15 protein-coding genes are annotated in these 15,073 nt (G+C 68.1%); 6 read left to right on the top strand and 9 right to left on the bottom strand.

What is annotated here, in order from left to right; genetic code table 11:
- The first annotated feature begins 18 nt into the window (after window positions 1-18).
- The 6 genes from BAY61_RS12500 to BAY61_RS12475 all read left to right on the top strand — a co-directional run bounded on the left by BAY61_RS12500 (window position 19) and on the right by BAY61_RS12475 (window position 5,637).
- On the top strand, window positions 19-1,074 hold the full coding sequence (locus tag BAY61_RS12500) for a FecCD family ABC transporter permease (RefSeq protein ID WP_091797271.1): 1,056 nt from the start codon (window positions 19-21) through the stop codon (window positions 1,072-1,074).
- Complete coding sequence (locus BAY61_RS12495; RefSeq protein WP_091797268.1) at window positions 1,071-1,889, top strand: ABC transporter ATP-binding protein; 819 nt, start codon at window positions 1,071-1,073, stop codon at window positions 1,887-1,889. Before BAY61_RS12500 ends, BAY61_RS12495 begins: the two co-directional genes overlap by 4 nt.
- Complete coding sequence (locus BAY61_RS12490; protein ID WP_091797265.1) at window positions 1,883-2,893, top strand: ABC transporter substrate-binding protein; 1,011 nt, start codon at window positions 1,883-1,885, stop codon at window positions 2,891-2,893. The genes BAY61_RS12495 and BAY61_RS12490 overlap by 7 nt, the downstream gene beginning before the upstream one ends.
- Complete coding sequence (locus BAY61_RS12485; protein WP_245866040.1) at window positions 2,886-4,079, top strand: MFS transporter; 1,194 nt, start codon at window positions 2,886-2,888, stop codon at window positions 4,077-4,079. The genes BAY61_RS12490 and BAY61_RS12485 overlap by 8 nt, the downstream gene beginning before the upstream one ends.
- Before the next feature lie 92 nt (window positions 4,080-4,171).
- A complete protein-coding gene (locus BAY61_RS12480; protein WP_091797262.1) occupies window positions 4,172-4,909 on the top strand; it encodes a MerR family transcriptional regulator in 738 nt (245 codons plus the stop codon).
- Between the two features lie 101 nt (window positions 4,910-5,010).
- Window positions 5,011-5,637 carry a hypothetical protein gene (locus tag BAY61_RS12475; protein ID WP_091797259.1) on the top strand — a complete coding sequence of 209 codons (627 nt, stop codon included), beginning with the start codon at window positions 5,011-5,013 and terminating at the stop codon, window positions 5,635-5,637.
- Here the strand turns inward: BAY61_RS12475 and BAY61_RS12470 are convergent, their stop codons facing one another.
- From BAY61_RS12470 to BAY61_RS12430, 9 genes are read right to left on the bottom strand one after another with little or no spacing between them, the layout of a single operon-like run.
- Complete coding sequence (locus BAY61_RS12470; RefSeq protein WP_091797256.1) at window positions 5,638-6,720, bottom strand: serine hydrolase domain-containing protein; 1,083 nt, start codon at window positions 6,718-6,720, stop codon at window positions 5,638-5,640.
- Window positions 6,721-6,722: 2 nt separating this feature from the next.
- On the bottom strand, window positions 6,723-8,318 hold the full coding sequence (locus BAY61_RS12465; RefSeq protein ID WP_091797254.1) for a dipeptide ABC transporter ATP-binding protein: 1,596 nt from the start codon (window positions 8,316-8,318) through the stop codon (window positions 6,723-6,725).
- Entirely contained in the window at window positions 8,315-9,181 is an 867-nt protein-coding gene (locus tag BAY61_RS12460; protein WP_091797251.1) for an ABC transporter permease, read from the bottom strand. Before BAY61_RS12460 ends, BAY61_RS12465 begins: the two co-directional genes overlap by 4 nt.
- Window positions 9,178-10,134 carry an ABC transporter permease gene (locus BAY61_RS12455; protein WP_091798813.1) on the bottom strand — a complete coding sequence of 319 codons (957 nt, stop codon included), beginning with the start codon at window positions 10,132-10,134 and terminating at the stop codon, window positions 9,178-9,180. Before BAY61_RS12455 ends, BAY61_RS12460 begins: the two co-directional genes overlap by 4 nt.
- 13 nt (window positions 10,135-10,147) lie before the next feature.
- Complete coding sequence (locus BAY61_RS12450; protein ID WP_091797248.1) at window positions 10,148-11,704, bottom strand: ABC transporter substrate-binding protein; 1,557 nt, start codon at window positions 11,702-11,704, stop codon at window positions 10,148-10,150.
- 31 nt (window positions 11,705-11,735) lie between these two features.
- On the bottom strand, window positions 11,736-12,173 hold the full coding sequence (locus tag BAY61_RS12445) for a thioesterase family protein (protein ID WP_091797245.1): 438 nt from the start codon (window positions 12,171-12,173) through the stop codon (window positions 11,736-11,738).
- Window positions 12,170-13,120, bottom strand: a complete 951-nt coding sequence (locus tag BAY61_RS12440; RefSeq protein WP_091797242.1) for a 3-hydroxyacyl-CoA dehydrogenase NAD-binding domain-containing protein — start codon at window positions 13,118-13,120, stop codon at window positions 12,170-12,172. The genes BAY61_RS12445 and BAY61_RS12440 overlap by 4 nt, the downstream gene beginning before the upstream one ends.
- Window positions 13,113-14,006, bottom strand: a complete 894-nt coding sequence (locus BAY61_RS12435; RefSeq protein ID WP_091797240.1) for a beta-keto acid cleavage family enzyme — start codon at window positions 14,004-14,006, stop codon at window positions 13,113-13,115. Before BAY61_RS12435 ends, BAY61_RS12440 begins: the two co-directional genes overlap by 8 nt.
- On the bottom strand, window positions 14,003-14,860 hold the full coding sequence (locus tag BAY61_RS12430; protein ID WP_091797237.1) for a TetR/AcrR family transcriptional regulator: 858 nt from the start codon (window positions 14,858-14,860) through the stop codon (window positions 14,003-14,005). Before BAY61_RS12430 ends, BAY61_RS12435 begins: the two co-directional genes overlap by 4 nt.
- Window positions 14,861-15,073: the final 213 nt, after the last annotated feature.

Raw genomic sequence — 15,073 nt, 5'->3', positions numbered from 1 at the left:
AATCATTGTCGAAAGTGGGTGGACGTGGCCGCACGCGGGCGGGTACCGGTGCCAGTACTGGCCTTCCTGCTGACCGTCGCGCTGGCAGGATCGGTGTTCCTCGCGATCGGCCTCGGCTCGGCGGTGATCGCTCCCGGCGACACCGCTCGTTACCTGTGGGCGTCGTTGACGGGCGGCGTCCTGCCCGCCGAGGACGCGACGCGATACCAGATCATCTGGCAGATCCGCACTCCCCGCGTCCTGCTGGCCGCCGTCGTCGGCGCCGGACTGGCCGCCGTCGGGGTCGCGATCCAGGCTCTGGTGCGCAACGCGCTGGCTGATCCGTTCATCCTCGGGGTTTCCTCGGGAGGTTCGGCGGGCGCGGTGGCCGTTTCCCTGTTCGGCGCGCTCCCGGTGCTGGGCATGCACGCGGTGTCGGCAGGCGCGTTCGCGGGCGCGCTCCTTGCCACCGTCTTGGTCTACACCATTGCCCGCACCAACAGCGGCGTCACGCCACTGCGGCTCGTGCTCACCGGAGTCGCGCTCTCGTTCGGCTTCCAGGCCCTGATGAGCGTGCTGATCTACTTCGCGCCCTCCGGTGAGGCCACCAGCATGGTGCTGTTCTGGACCATGGGCTCCTTCGGCGCGGCGACGTGGGGCTCACTGCCCGTGGTGAGTGTCATCGCCGTCGCCGGAATCCTTGTCCTCTACCGCTTCAGCCGCCCGCTCGACGTGCTGAGCCTCGGCGACGAATCGGCCGTGTCGATGGGCGTCGACGCGGCGAGCACCCGGCGCGGGCTTTTCGCCGTCACCGCCGTGATGACCGGAGCGATGGTGGCGGTCAGCGGCACCATCGGATTCGTCGGCCTGGTGATCCCCCACGTCACCCGCATGCTGGTCGGCGCGACTCATGGCCGCGTGCTGGCGATCGCGCCGCTGCTCGGCGCGATTCTCATGGTGTGGGTCGACCTGCTCGCCCGCACTCTCGTCGCTCCGAGAGAACTTCCGCTCGGCGTGCTGACCGCGCTGATCGGCGTGCCCGTCTTCATCGTCCTCATGCGCAAGCGGCGCTATGTATTCGGAGGTACGTCGTGACCGAGCTGCGCCTCGAAGAGCTGTCCGTGCACATCGGCGACCGGCAGATCGTGCGGGAGCTGAGCATCGAAGCCCGCTCCGGCGAGGTCATCGGGCTGATCGGGCCGAACGGTTCCGGCAAATCGACCGCGCTGCGCTGTGTGTACCGGGCACTGACCCCGAGCGGTGGCGTGGTGCGGGTGGACGGCGACGACGTCACCGGATTGTCCGCGCGGGCCGCCGCCAGGCGGGTCGCCGCACTCACCCAGGAGGGCACGGCCGACCTCGATTTCACCGTCGCCGAACTGGTCGCGCTCGGCCGCGCTCCCCATCAGCGCGGCAACAGCCCGCTGACCGAGGACGAGCGGGAGCTGTGCAGGACGGCGATGATCCGGACCGACGTACTGCACCTCGCCGAGCGGGGCGTACTCGGCCTGTCCGGGGGTGAACGGCAACGGGTCATGCTCGCCCGCGCTCTGGTGCAGCAGCCGGAAATCCTGGTGCTCGACGAGCCGACCAACCACCTCGACCTGCGCCACCAGCTCGCGATACTGAGCCAGTTGCGGACGGCGAACCTGACGATCGTCGTCGTTCTGCACGACCTGAATCTGGCCGCCGCGGCGTGCGACCGGCTCGCGCTGCTGTCCGAGGGCCGCCTCGTCGCCGTCGGCACCCCGCCGGAAGTCCTCACGACCGAGCGCATCGCACGCGTGTACGGCGTCGAGGTCATCGTCACCGATCACCCGCTGACCGGCGACCCGCAGATCCTGTTCACCCTCGACGCCCCTGAGCGGGCCGTCGCCCTCTCGAACCCGGAAGGACACCCTGGATGTTGAACTGGACCCGACACCGGCGCGCCGCCGTGGCGCCGGTAACCGCAGCCACGCTGTTACTGCTCACCGCGTGCGGAGCGCAGGTGCAACCCCAGTCCGGTGAGGGCACCGGCACGACCACGGTGAACCGGTGCGGCGAGCCCGTCGAGTACACCGTTCCGCAGCGCGCCGTGGTGTACGAGGGAGGCAGCGCGGACAAGATGTTCGCGCTCGGCCTCACCGAGCACGTCCACGGCTACGTGATGCCACCGGCGAACCCTCCGGTGAGCGAGTCGCCGTGGGCCTCGGAGTACGAGAAGGTCGAGTTCCTTTCCGACGATCTGCTCAATCGCGAACTCGTCGTCGACGCCGGTGCCGATTTCGTCGTGGCAGGCTGGAACTCCGGGTTCTCCGATTCGCGCGGCATCACGCCGGAAATCCTCGACACACTCGGGATCCAGAGCTTCCTGCACGCCGAGTCCTGCTTCAACTACCCCGGCCATCCCGAACGGCACACCCCGTTCGACGGGCTCTACACCGACCTGGAACGGCTCGGCGAGATCTTCGGCGTTCCCGACCGCGCGTCGAAGCTGATCGCGGAGTATCAGGACAAGGTCGACGCGGTCCGCGAGCAGGCACCCGGCGGCGACCCGGTGCCGGTTTTCCTCTACGACTCGGGAACGGACAAGCCGCTGTCGGCGGCGAGCCAGGTTCCGCCGAACGACATCATCCGGATTGCCGGTGGTACCAACATCTTCGGCGACGTCGACGCCAGGTGGTTCGAGGCGAGCTGGGAAGCCGTCGTCGAGGCCCAGCCCGAGGTCGTCATCATCCTCGACTACGGCGACCAGCCCGCCGAGGACAAGATCGCGTTTCTCAAGAACAACCCCGTCACGGCGAACATCCCCGCCGTCGAGCAGGACCGGTTCTTCGTACTCGACTACAACGAGGCGATCTCCAGTCCGCGAATCGTCGACGGGCTTGAGAAGTTCGCCGAGTACCTGCGCGACGATGTCCGGCATGGCTGATCAGGCGAAGACAGGACAGCAGGCAACCCCCGATCACCGGATCGTCCGTGCACTGTGGCCGGTGCTGCTCGCGGCCGTGGTGAGCCTGTTCCCGTTCACGATCTACTCGACGTTTCTCGTTCCCATCGCCGAGGCCGTCGCCGCCGACGATGCTGCCGTCGGCGCGCTTCGCGGCCTCGGCGGCGTCGCCGCGCTCGTCACCGGCATCGCGATCGCGCCCCTGCTGGGTCGCCTGCCCCAGCACCTGACCGTCACGGCGGGGCTTGGCCTGCTGGCCGTGACGAGCCTGCTCGGCAGCACGGGCACGTACTGGGCACTCGTGGTCTTCTGTCTCGGCATCGGTACCGCCACCGCGGTGCTGACCCCGGCACTGCTGACGAGCGCGACCACGGCCTTTCCCCGCACCGGTGACAGCGGCAGAGCGGCGACGCTGGTGACGGCGACGCAGTCGCTGGCGGCGGTACTGGCAGGCCCCGTCATCGGCGTGATGGCGTTCTGGCGCGGCTGGGAAGGCGCGTTGTGGATCACGGCCGGGCTCGCGACGGCCGTCGCCGCGCTGTTCCTCCGCGGCAGGCGCGACGGGCCCGAGCCGGCCGAACCGGTGCGCTACCTGAAAGCGTTCCGGCAGTTCGGGTCACGGCCCGACGTACTCGCGCTCATCGGCATCGCGGCGCTGCGCACGACGTCCTTCATGGGCTACCTGTCGTTCCTGGCCGCCGGCTACCACGACCGGTTCGCGATGGACGCCTCCACGTTCACGCTCGTGTGGACACTCAGTGGCGCCTCGTTCTTCGCGGGCAACTACCTCGCCGGACGCTGGGTCAGGGACGGCGGCTTTCCCGCCGCGCTGCTCGTCGCTGGATTGCTGGGCGGACTTGCCGCGGTGCTCGTCGTGTTCACCACGACGGTACTGGCGATCGCGCTCGCCGCGACCGTGCTCATGGGGTTCAGCCACGCGATCGTCGCCGCGGTGGCCACGAGTCTCATCGCGCACAGGGCGGGGCCGCTCGCACCGGCCGCGTTCAGTCTCAACGCGGCCGGCATGAGCCTTGGCGTCTTCGCCGGAGCGCTCATCGGTGGCGTTGGCCTCGGTATCGCGGGGAACCTTGGAATGGCGTGCGCGCTCGCCGTGCCGACGGTGCTGGCTTTGCCGTTGGTCCGGGCCGTGTTCGCCAAGTCCCGCTGAGAGTCGTCTCGCGGTCCGGCCACAATGGACCGACCACGAGCCGGGCCGCGAGCCGGTAGGGTTTCGGTCGACCTGATTTCGGAGGGACCGTTTTGGCCTGGAGCACGCGCGAGGTGGCGCAGCTCGCCGGTACGACCCTGCGGGCAGTGCGGCACTACCACGAGGTCGGCCTGCTCGACGAGCCGGAACGCGCCGCCAACGGCTACAAACGCTACGGCGTCGCGCACCTCGTGCGGATCCTGCGGATCAAACGCCTCACCGCGCTCGGGTTCTCGCTTTCCCGGATCGCCGACATGGGCGAGGCCGAAGAGCACTCCCCGGAAGCACTCGACGCGCTGGACGAGGAGCTGGCCGCGACGATCGAGCGGCTACAGCGCGTGCGTGCCGAGATCGCCGTGCTCAGGCGGAACGGCGCGCCCACCGACCTGCCGCCCGAGCTCGCCACCGTGGCCGAGGACGCCGAGCTGGACAGCCCCGGCCGCGCGTTGCTCACCGTGATGGCGCAGGTGGTCAGCCCGTCGACGATCAACGCCTACACGAACCTGCTGCGGACGGAGCCGAGCGGGCCCGAGACCGCCGAGTTCGACGCGCTTCCCGCCGACGCCGACGAGAGCACTCGGCAGGAGCTGGCGCTGCGGCTCGTCGCCTACGGCCGCGAACTGCGCGCGCGGCACCCGGAGCTGCGGGAACCGCTAGCCTCCGAACCCAGCGGGCCGCACGATGCCGCACGCACCATCGACGTGGCGATCAACGAGCTCTACAACGCGGCACAACGGGATGTGCTGCTGCGGGTCCGGCGTCTGCGCGCGGACACCGACGAACCCGGCTGACCACCTGTGGCACAGGTCACCGACAAGCGGGGTTGAGTGTGCCGTTACGGCATGGCTTCTACTCGGGGTGTCAGCACGAACCACGCAACCGGGGAGGAACCGTGGCCCCCTTCGACGTGTTCTCCTGTTCGGATCAGGTGGAGGAGAAACGGCTCCGGCCGTTCCGGCGGAGCCAGGTACTCCATCGCTGGCTCTACACGATCGGCTTCGCCGACCACACGTGGACGGTGGACGTCGACCTCTCCGACGAGGACGGCGCGGCCGAGTTGTACCGCGACGGGCTGCTCCACGCGCGAGGCGAACTGCCAGTGGCCTTCGCCGTTCCGGGCGGCAGGGTCGAGGTCGACGCCGGGCTCTACGGAGTCACCAGGGCGCACCTGGTTCGCGACGACGGCGAAGAGCGGCGCCTGACCCCGGCTCGGGGCACGGCAGAGGACCTGCGCGGCAGGCTCGCCCGCCGCCATCCCCTGCTCAGCACGGCGATCGCCTGGCTGGCCATCGCGGTACTGGCCGTCAATCTCGTACTCGCCGTCCCGCAGGCACTGGAGCTGCTGACCACGATTCCGAAGATCGCCGACAACGTCGGGACCTTCACCTCTCCGGTCGTGCTGCCGATGTGGCTCAACATCAGCCTGATCACCGCGGGCGCGCTCGCCGCGACGGAACGGGTGCTCACCCTGCGGCGCAACCGCGTGCTCGACGTCGAGACACTGTGGACCGGGCTCTGATCACAGCGCCTCGTGCACGGCGGCGAGCAGCCGGTCGGCTCTTCCGTCCGCGTTTTCGGCCCGCATCTCGTTGCTGACGAACGAAAATCCGATCCCGGCGTCGGGCCATGCCCCGTTGCGCCCTCCGCCCGCGCCCGAATGCCCGAAGGCGTTCGCGGCCGGACCGTAGGTGCCGATGGAATCGGCAAGCTCGAATCCGAGTCCGAAGTGGACCGGTCGGTCGTTGATCACGTCGGTTCCCCGCGACCAGGTTCGGGTGGCGCGCGCGAGCGCGTCAGGTGAACCGATACGGTCGTCGGCGAGCAGCGCGTAGAGCGTGGCCATCGCCCGCGCCGTGCCGGTCGCGCCACCGGCGGCAAGCCCGGCTCTGCGATACCTGACCGAGTTGATCAGCTCGTCGGAGTCGAGCAACCCTGAGTACATCCGCTCGACGATCCGGCGCCGGTCAGGGTCGTCCAGGAACGTGCTGATCCGGTAGTCCGGCGCCCGCCGGAGCAAGGCGACGCGTTGGTCGAGCGCGGCGGGGGTGCCGAGGTGCAGATCCAGCTCGTGCGGCCCGGCAAGCACCTCGGCGACCAGCTCACCGGCGGATTTGCCCGTCGTCCTGCGCAGCAACTCGTCCACGAGGTAGCCGTAGGTCAGCGCGTGGTAGGCGACCCTGCTCCCCGGAGTCCACAGTGGATCCTGACGAGCGAGCAGGTCAGCGCACGTCCTGCTGTCGAGAAGATCGTGCGCACCATCCACATAGGGCAGTCCGGCGGTGTGGTCGAGTACGTGGTGCACCAGTACGCCCTCGGTGAAGCCCGGCCAGTACTGGCACACCTCGACGTCCGGGTCGAGCACCCCGAGCGCGGCGACGGCGGCGGCCACCACCCCTTTGGTTCCGGAGAACAACACGCACAGCGTGTCCTCCCGCCACGGCTTCCCGCGCTCAGGATCGGCGAGCCCTCCCCACAGGTCCACAAGCACTTCGCCGCGCCGCACTACGGAAAACCCCGCGCCGCCACGGCTTCCGGCGACGACGTCTTCGAAGACGTCCCGGACCCTTTCGAAACCGGGCAGGGTCGTTCCGGTGACCGGCATGCTCACATCCTCGGTGTGTTGGCGAGCAACTGGCGGGTGTACTCGTGCTGGGGATCGCGCAGCACCTCGTCGACGGCGCCGGTCTCGACCAGCTCTCCGCCTCTGAGCACCGCGATCCGGTCGGCGACGTGCCGCGCCAGCGCGATGTTGTGCGTCACGAAGACCATCGCGGTACCCAGCTCGGCTCTCAGCTCACACAGCAGGTCGATGATGGTCGCCTGCACCGAGACGTCCAGCGCGGAGGTGACCTCGTCGCACAACAACACCTCGGGGGTGGTGACCAGTGCCCTGGCGATCGCCGCCCGCTGACGTTCACCACCGCTGAGCTGATCGGGCAGCCTGCGCGCGAGCTCGCGGCTCAGTCTGACCCTGTCCAGGGTCACCTCCACTCGCTCCCGCCGCTCGGCCCTGTCCAGCTCGGTAAGCATCTCCAGCGGCACCTCGACCGACTGTGCGATGGTGCGGCGGGGGTTCAGTGACGAGTATGGACTCTGGAACACGTACTGCACGGCGCGCAATTGATCGGCCGAACGCCGCCGGGTCGATGGCGCCAGTTCCGTACCGTGCAGTTCCACCGTGCCGGTGTGGTGTTCGTTGAGCCCGGCCACGGACCGCGACAGCGTCGTCTTGCCCGATCCGGACTCGCCGAGCAACAGCAGGCACTCTCCCGAGTGGACGGTCAGGGAGACGTCCCGCAGCACCTTGTTCTCGCCGTAGGAAACCGAAAGGTCCGTGACCCGCAGTGTCCGCGTGGCACCGTCGGGGACAGGAAGGCCCCCGCCACCGTCGAGATCCGGGACCGCGTCGACGAGTTCCCGCGTGTAGGCGTGGGAAGGACGGCGCAGCACCGCTTCGGTGGTACCGCTCTCCACGATCTCGCCGCCGCGCATCACGGCGACCCGGTCGGCGATGGCGGCCACCACGGCGAGGTCGTGCGTGATGTAAAGCGCGGCGACACCGTGTTCGGCGGTCAGCGCGGCGACGGTGCGCAGTACGAGCGTCTGCGTCGTCACGTCGAGGCCCGTGGTCGGTTCGTCGAGTACCACGACGCTGGGCCTGCACGCGAACGCCATGGCGATGCCAACCCGCTGCTGCTGGCCGCCGGAAAGCTGGTGCGGGTAGCGGTTCCGGTACGCCTCGTCGCTCGGGAGCCCGACCTCCTCCAGCACCTCGGCGACCCGCGCCTCGCGCTCCTCTTCGGAGGATCCGTAGTCGTGCACCTCCAGCACTTCGCTGATCTGGCGGCCAATCCGCAGCGCGGGATTGAGCGAGAGCGCCGGATCCTGCGGTACGTAGGCGAGCGTGTGCCCGCGCACCGCCCTGCGCTCGCGGTCGCCAAGGCCGAGTACGTCCACCGGCTGCCCGTCCCTCGCGCAGGCCACGATCGTGCCGCCCGCGGAAACGAGCCCCCTGCGGAAATGGCCGAGCGCGGCGAGTCCCGCCGTGGTCTTGCCAGAGCCCGACTCACCGACCAGCGCGAGCACCTCACCCGGTGCGATCGCGTACGAGACGCCTTTGAGCACGGGCGAGCCCGCGACGGTATCCACCCTCAGTTCGCGAACGTCGAGTGCGTTGGTGACGGCGACCTGCGTCGTCATGCGGCGACCTCCTTCTCCCTGCTCGCGACCTTTTCCTTACCGGCGGCGGCGGACGCCAGCGAGTCGGTGACGAGGTTCGTGCCCACCGTGAGCACCGCGATCGCGAGGACCGGAAGCAGCACGCCCCACGGCTCCACGACCAGCGCGATGCGGTTCTCGTTGATCATCAGGCCCCAGTCGGCCGTCGGTGGCTGGATCCCGAGCCCAAGGAAGGACAGCGAGGCGACGTAACCGATGGAGTAGGTCAGCCGCAGGCCCAGTTCCACCATGAGCGGGCCCGTGATGTTCGGCAGCACTTCTCGCAGCAGGATGCGCCGTCGCGGCATCGCGTACAACTGCGCGGCCTTGATGTAGTCACTGTCCTTCACCGCGACGGTGGCCTGCCGCGCGACCCTCGCCACGCGAGGCGCGTGCGTGATGCCGATGACCACGACGAGAAGCCAGCCCTGCGGCCCGAGCATCGCGATGGCCAGGAGCGCGAACACCAGCTGCGGGAACGACAACAGCACGTCGTTGCCGCGCATGAGCACGCTGTCGAGCCTGCCCCCGGTGTACCCGGCGAGCATGCCGAGCGCGGTACCGAGTACGACGCCGAGCGCCGTGGCGAGCACCGCGTAGAGCAACAGTGTCGAACCACCGGCGAGGAACCGGGTCAGTACGTCGCGGCCGAGCCCGTCGGTTCCTGCGACGCCGTCGGACTGGAACGGTTTACCGGCGAAACCCGTCGCTTCGTGACCGGTGAGCCACGGTCCCAGCCAGGGACCGAGCACGGCAAGCAGTACGACGACCGCGGTGAGCACGAGCCCGATCTTGGCCTGTGGCAGGGAAAGCGCGCGACGGAACACAGTGGACTTGTTACTCATCGCGCCACCTCGGTCCGCAGCTTCGGATTGGTCAGGATGCCGACGATGTCGGCGAGCAGGTTCACCACGATGTAGACCGCGGCGATGATCAGCGTGATCGCCTGCACCACCTCGACGTCCCTGTTGTTCACGCCGTCGATGAGCGCCTGCCCGATCCCGGGATAGCGGAACAGGAACTCCACCACGACGACCCCTCCGGCGAGCCAGGCCAGTTGCAGCGCGATCACCTGCGCCACGGGGCCGATCGCGTGCGGGAGCGCGTGCCGCGTCAGCACGGTTCGTTCCGGAATTCCCTTGAGCCGCGCCATTTCGACGTAGCCGCTATCGAGCACCTCGCTCATCGTGGCCCGCATCATCCTCGTGATGTAGGGCGTGACGACGAGGGTGAGCGTCAGCACCGGCAAGATCAGCTGGGCTGGCTGCGACCACACCGGTTCACCCGGCGGCGCGAGCGTCACCGAGGGCAGCAACGGGAACACAGTCGTCGACAGCAGAACGATGAGCGCGACACCGATCACGAACTCGGGCAGCGCGGCGATGACGAGGCTGATGCCGGACACCGTGTGGTCCGCGGCCCGTCCTCGCTTGACCGCCGTCCAGGTTCCCAGCGCGAGCCCGATCAGCGTGCTCAGCACCGCGGCGGTCACCAGCAACACCAGCGAGGCGCCGATGCGGTCGCCGAGCAGGTCGTTGACGGGGCCCTGCGACGCCGTGGACGTACCGAGGTCACCGGTGAACACGCCGCCAAGCCAGCTCAGGTAGCGCTCCCACACCGGGGCGTCGAGGTTGAGCTGGTCGTGCAGCGCGGCGATGCGCTCCGGCGTCGCCTGCTGGCCGAGGATCGCGCGAGCGGGATCACCGGGAAGCAGCAACGTCGCGACGAACACCAGAACCGTCACCAGCCACAGCACCCCGAGGCTGACCAGCAGCCTCTTGATGATCAATCGGGACAATGAACTCACCTCCTCAGCCGAGCCACACTTCGCGGAACGAATAACCGGAAAGCGGAAGCCCCGTGCGGTCGGGCACGAGCCCCGCCACGTACACCTGGAACGCGTCGACCTGGTTCATGAAGCCCCAGATGATGTTCCCGCCGCGCTCGTACTCGATGCGCTGTGCTTGCTTGAGCAGTTCGTCGCGCTCCTGTTGATCCACCGTGCGGTCGGCGCGCTTGACGAGGTCGAGGAACTCGGGGTCGTTCCAATGTGTCTCGTTGTAGGGGGCCTCGGGCAGCGCACCGGAGGCAACCTGGGGCAGATAGTTGCGCGTGTACCAGAAGGACTGCGCGAAATCCCAGCTCAGGTAGTTCTCGCCGAAGAAGGTCGTCGTGTCCAGCCGCCGCAGCCGGATGGTGACTCCGGCCGCCTTCGCCTGCTGCTGGAACACCTGTGCCGCTTCGACGGCGCCCGCCTGGATCGGCGCGGTCACCAGTTCGATGTCGAGGTTCGGATGTCCCGCCTCGGTGAGCAGGCGCCGCGCCTCGGCGATGTCCTGCGTACGCTGCGGCAGTTCGCTCGCGTAGGCGGGGTCGAACGGCGAGTACAGGTCGTTGCCGATCCTGCCCTGTCCGCTGAGGACCTGGTTGATCATCTGCTCGCGGTCGACGATGAGCCGCAGCGCCTGACGCACCCGGACGTCGTCGAACGGTGGACGGTCGACGCGCATCGTGAACGGCAGCCAGGTTCCGGTTTGCGCGCTCAGCACGCGCAGCCGCTCGTCGCTGCGCAGGACGTCGACCAGCGCGACGGGAACCTGGTCGATCGCGTCCACTTGGGACGAAAGCAGCGCGTTGATGCGCGCGTCGTCCTCGGTGAAGTTGATCAGCACGAGTTCGTCGAGATAGGGCTCGCCGGAACGCCAGTAGTGCTCATTGCGCACGAACGCGCTTTGCAGACCCGCCGTGAAATCCTTGGCCCTGAACGGTCCCGTTCCGATCGGGCGGTCGACGGAGAAGTCGGCTGGCACGATGCCGAGGTGGTACTGCGCGAGGTAGTCGTCGAAGACGGTGGAGGGCTCGGTGAGCCGGAACTCGACCTGCCTGTCCCCCTTCGCCACGACCTCGCCGAGCATGGTGAGGCTCGCCGCGCCGCTCTTGGGATCGTCGGGATCCATGATCCGGCGGAAGGTCGCGATGACGTCGTCGGGCGTCACCGGCCTCCCGTCGTGGAACTTGATGCCCTGGCGCAGGGTCGCCGTCCAGGTCTTCGCGTCGGGCGAGGAAGTGAGCGACTCCGCGACGAGCATTTCGATCCGGTACTCGTGGTCGCGGTAGAGCAGCGGTTCGTAGAGGTTGCGGACTCGCGCGATGTCCGGGCTCGTCGCGGGGATGTGCGGGTCGAGGGTGTCGGAGGCACCACCGCCGGTGATGCCCACCCGCAGGGTGCCACCGCGACGGGGCGGCCCGGTTGGCACCGTGACGGCGCTCGATCGCCCGCCACAAGCGGAAAGTAGTGGCACCGACCCCGCGAGGACGGCGCTGCCGACAAGGAATTTCCTTCGAGAAATATGTTTGTCAAACGACATGAAGTCGAGCTTCCGGTAGGGACCCCGAGGGTCAGGAACTGATGGCTCGCCCCGCGTAGCCGGGGGCGGGTAATCGATGTCTTCGCAGCCGGTCGGCGATGTCCTCGGCCAGTGGCGCCGCTCTGGCTCCCGCGACGTGAATCGCCAGCAGTTCCTCCGTTGCCACCAGCTCACCGTCCACTCTCAACTCGTGGCACAGGCGGACTTTCTTCTCCCCTACGGAGAGAACGAACGTGGTGACGTGCAACGCAGCGTCTCGGCCGACCTCGCGCAGATAGCGCACGTGCGCCTCGACGGTGTAGAGCGAGCGACCGGTCTCGGCGCGGTAACGCTCGTCGAGCCCGACATGGTCCATCAGGTTGGTGGTCGCGAAGCCGAACACCATGACGTAGAACGGTTCGCTCAAGTGTCCGTTGTAGTCGATCCACTCGTCCCTGACGGTGTCGTGATACTCCAGCGGTTCACTCACGACGTGGTTTCCCTACTGGCACGGACCGCCCGCTGCACGGCGATGATCGCCCGGTCCCGTTCCGCGACCAGGTCGGCGATCGACCGCTCCCCCGCCTCCGTTTCGCAGCCGTCGACCATGTCGTCGCGCAACCGCCGGGTGAGCTCGGGTGCCTCCAGCCTTGTCCACGGTGCCTTGAGCGAGGGTCCGAAGTGGTCGAGCATGTGCGCCATGCCGCCCTCGCCGCCGGCGAGGTGAAACGTCAGGCACGGCCCGTGCACCGGCCAGCGCAGGCCCGGACCGTCGGTGATCGCGGTGTCGATCTGTTCCACCGTGGCCTCGCCGTTGGCGACCATGTGCAGCGCTTCGCGCCACAGCGCCTCCTGCAACCGGTTGGCGATGAAGCCGGGCAGCTCGTTGTCCATCGTGATGACGGTTTTGCCGACCTGGCGGTAGAACCGGCTCGCCCAGTCGACCGCCCACGCCTCGGTGCGCGTGCCACCGGCGACCTCGACGAGCGGGATCAGGTAGGGCGGGTTGAACGGGTGCCCGACCACGAGGCGGCCCGGTGTCGCGGCCTCGGTCTGCATCTCGCTCATGCCGTAGCCCGATGTGGACGATGCGATCACCACCCCTTCCGGGGCGGCTGCGGCGATGTCGGCGAGCAGGGTGCGCTTCACCGCCAGGTCCTCCGGCGCGCTCTCCTGCACGAACTCCGCGCCCTCGACCGCCTCGGCGAGAGTCGGCAGGACCGTGAGGTTGTCGCGCGAGGCACCCTCGGCGAGACCGAGTTCGGTCAGGGCGGGCCACGCGGCCTCCACCAGCCTGCCGAGCCGCCGCTCGGCGTCGGGCGCGGGATCCCATGCGCGCACCCGGAACCCCTTGGCGAGGAAGTGCGCGACCCAGCCACCGCCGATCACTCCCGCGCCGATGCACGCGACCGTGGTGACCTCGTCCGGTTCAGGCACCCCGAGCTCCCCTCAGGTTCAGGATCCTGCGCGCGTCTTCAGCGGAGGCGATCTTCGCCCCGAGTCCTTCGACGATGCCGACCGCGCGTTCGACGAGCTGGCCGTTGGTCGCCTTCACGCCCTTGCTGAGGTAGAGATTGTCCTCAAGTCCGACCCTGACGTGACCGCCGAGCAACGCCGAGTGCGCTACCCACGGCAACTGGTCGCGGCCGATCGAGAAGGAGGCCCACTGCGAACCGTCGGGCAGCATGTTCACCATCGTCTGCAAGAGTTCGGGATTCGCGGGCGCGCCGTAGGGAATTCCCATACACAGCTGGAAAAGCGGCGGCGGGTCGATGATGCCTTCCTCGATCATCTTGGTCGCGAACCAGAGCTGACCGGTGTCGAAGATCTCCAGTTCCGGTTTGACGCCGAGTTCCTGGATGCGCTTGGCTCCGGCGCGCAGCATGTCCGGTGTGGACACGTAAAGCTGGTGCCCCTCGCCGAAGTTCAGTGAACCGCAGTCGAGGGTGCAGATGTCCGGAAGCAGCTCCTCGACGTGCGGCAACCGGTCGTTCGCGTTGACGAGGTCGGTTCCGTCGACCGGCTTGAGCGGGTCCTCGTCGTCGAGCACGAGGTCGCCGCCCATTCCGGCGGTGAGGTTGACGACCACGTCGACCCCGCTGTCGGCGACCCTGCGCACGACGTCCCGATACAGCGCGACATCCCGGGAGCCCTTGCCGGTTTCCACGTCGCGCACGTGGATGTGCACGACGGCGGCTCCCGCGTTGGCGGCCTCGACGGCCGAGGCGGCGATCTGTTCCGGGCTGACCGGAACGTGCTCGCTCTTGCCCGCGGTGTCGCCCGCGCCGGTCAGCGCGCAGGTGATGATGACCTCGCTGTTCATTGTCCTCCCTTGACAATGTTGCGGTCGATGAAGTCCCTCAGGTGCTCTCGCATGGAGTCCACCGAGCTTCCGGGTTTTCCGGTGAGCACCTGGATTCCCAGCCCGTCGATGAGGGCGGTGAGCTGGGTGGTGATTTCGCGGGAGTCCCGCTCGCGGAACACTCCCTGCTCTTGTCCATTTCGGATGGTCATGGCGATGGTGTTGAACCAGCGATCATAGGAATCCCAGTACAACTCGCGCATCGCCGGATTCAGCGCGGTTTCGTTCCACACCTGCAACCACACCGACCACTCGTCCCTGAGCAGTCCGGCCGTCGGCAACTGTAGTTCCACGAGCCGCACCAGTCGTTCGTGGGCGCTGCCGACCGTGTGCAACTCGGCGACCTGCCGGTCGAACGCGAGTTTCACGTTGCGCCGCAACGCTTCGTTGAGCACTTCTTCCCTGGTGGGAAAGTAGTAGTGGATGGTTGCCGTGCTCGTGCCGCACGCGCTGGCGATGTCGGCGATCCGCACGTGGTGATAACCGCGCGTCGCGATCAGCTCCCACGCGGTTTCGAGAATGCGCCTACGTCGTTCCGGCTGCCGCCATTCCGCGATCTCACCGGCCGGGCGCGCCACGGGAATCGCCGTCACGGTGGCAGCCTCGTCGCTGCCGTTGAGTAACCAGTTCACCGTCACACCCGCGTGCTCGGCGATGTGCACGAGCTCGTGCGAGGAGAACCGGCGGGTCCCCTTGAGCGATTTGGACAGCTTGGTCTCGTCCAGACCGATCGCCTTGGCGAACTCGCGCTGTGCCCCCGGTTTCTCCGGGATGAGACTTCGTACCCGCGTTCGCAAATAGTCGGTCTCGGCCATGCCGGGCGACAGTAGTGCCCCCTTGCGATTGGCGCAAGCCTACTGACTCGTCAGCCGGATTTTCGCAAGTTGCCGGGCGTTCTCGTTCCGTTATCCACAATGGACGTTTATGGATGTTGGCACAAGGGAAAAATCGCCGTCCCACCAGTCAGGTTGCCTGATTTCCGACCCCAGTCCCGAGCATGCGATCCGGTCACCGCCCGGCAACGCGCG

Origin of the sequence: Prauserella marina, from assembly GCF_002240355.1 — a bacterium.
Lineage (GTDB): Bacteria > Actinomycetota > Actinomycetes > Mycobacteriales > Pseudonocardiaceae > Prauserella_A > Prauserella_A marina.
Note: the sequence above shows the minus strand (reverse complement) of the source record. Positions and strands in the feature narration are given on the sequence as shown.

What these genes read in the sequence shown, in the direction of transcription:
- BAY61_RS12470 (WP_091797256.1), bottom strand. Translation starts at nt 6,720, where the DNA reads ATGCCGGTCACCGGAACGACCCTGCCCGGTTTCGAAAGGGTCCGGGAC.
- BAY61_RS12450 (WP_091797248.1), bottom strand. Translation starts at nt 11,704, where the DNA reads ATGTCGTTTGACAAACATATTTCTCGAAGGAAATTCCTTGTCGGCAGC.
- BAY61_RS12485 (WP_245866040.1), top strand. Translation starts at nt 2,886, where the DNA reads ATGGCTGATCAGGCGAAGACAGGACAGCAGGCAACCCCCGATCACCGG.
- BAY61_RS12435 (WP_091797240.1), bottom strand. Translation starts at nt 14,006, where the DNA reads ATGAACAGCGAGGTCATCATCACCTGCGCGCTGACCGGCGCGGGCGAC.
- BAY61_RS12490 (WP_091797265.1), top strand. Translation starts at nt 1,883, where the DNA reads ATGTTGAACTGGACCCGACACCGGCGCGCCGCCGTGGCGCCGGTAACC.
- BAY61_RS12460 (WP_091797251.1), bottom strand. Translation starts at nt 9,181, where the DNA reads ATGAGTAACAAGTCCACTGTGTTCCGTCGCGCGCTTTCCCTGCCACAG.
- BAY61_RS12465 (WP_091797254.1), bottom strand. Translation starts at nt 8,318, where the DNA reads ATGACGACGCAGGTCGCCGTCACCAACGCACTCGACGTTCGCGAACTG.
- BAY61_RS12430 (WP_091797237.1), bottom strand. Translation starts at nt 14,860, where the DNA reads ATGGCCGAGACCGACTATTTGCGAACGCGGGTACGAAGTCTCATCCCG.